The sequence below is a fragment of the Flavobacterium sp. LMO8 genome (assembly GCF_009495755.1).
GTDB lineage: Bacteria > Bacteroidota > Bacteroidia > Flavobacteriales > Flavobacteriaceae > Flavobacterium.
Genome location: NZ_WIBJ01000009.1, coordinates 1 through 954, shown reverse-complemented (window position 1 = coordinate 954; position 954 = coordinate 1). Strand labels below are relative to the sequence as shown.

At 32.9% G+C, this 954-nt stretch carries 1 protein-coding gene and 1 pseudogene; both read left to right on the top strand.

Translation table 11 applies throughout. From position 1 onward, the window contains the following. A pseudogene (locus tag GFJ94_RS01710) lies at window positions 1–546 on the top strand (hypothetical protein); the annotation flags it as partial. Further along, complete coding sequence (locus GFJ94_RS01705) at window positions 530–889, top strand: T9SS type A sorting domain-containing protein (RefSeq protein WP_162523772.1); 360 nt, start codon at window positions 530–532, stop codon at window positions 887–889. The pseudogene GFJ94_RS01710 and the gene GFJ94_RS01705, both read left to right, overlap by 17 nt. Window positions 890–954: the final 65 nt, after the last annotated feature.

The following is a 954-nucleotide window of genomic DNA, read 5'->3' as shown; positions in this document are numbered from 1 at the left end:
AAGATGGTACTATTATTAATAAAAAAGTGGCAAAATAATATATTGAGCAAAATACTAGTACTAGTATTTTGCTCAATTTTCATTGAAGCAAAATCTCAAATTAACACACCCGAGGATTGCATAGATGCTTACAGAATTTGTGATGCTACTCAGAATTACTATTTTGAAGTAAATGGTATAGGAAATATTGATGATGCTAATGGTGCTATGGGATTGTATTGTTTGAGTAACGCCGATTTAACCCAATGGGAACATAATTCAGCTTGGTTTATATTTACCGCTCAATATTCTGGCGAATTTGGATTGTTAATTTGCCCTGATATTACAACAGAAGATTGGAATTGGGCATTATTTCATAACAATCCTAATTGTAGCGATTTAGCTAATAATTCGTATTGGTTACGATGTGATTCAGGATCTCCTGTATCTCTAGTGAATGGTTGTATAGGTATGGGCTTTAAGAATGGTTTTGGGGGGGGCAAATGGTTTACAAGCATATGTAAATATAACGGCTGGCACTACTTATATTTTGCATACAGTTTGTAGAAATTTTCCGTCTAATGCAACTAGTCGTGCTACTTTAAGTTTTCAGGGTGCTGTAGTAACCACTCACCCAGATGTATTTAATTACCCAGGTTGCGTTATGAGTGCAACAGATTTTGAGGCTACTACAGCAACAGTTTTTCCTAATCCATTTACAAATAGTTTACAAATTGAGAGTAACACTAAGTTTAAAACTATGGAGTTGTATGATGTTTTAGGTAAACAAATTTTCAATCAAAACTTTGAAAATCAACTCAATACATCAAATTTGGCGCAAGGTATTTATTTGTTGCGTTTAATAACAGAAGATGGTGAGGTTGTGGTTAAGAAAGTGGTTAAGGAGTAACTTATAAGATGGTACTATTATTAATAAAAAAGTGGCAAAATAATATATTGAGCAAAATACTAGTA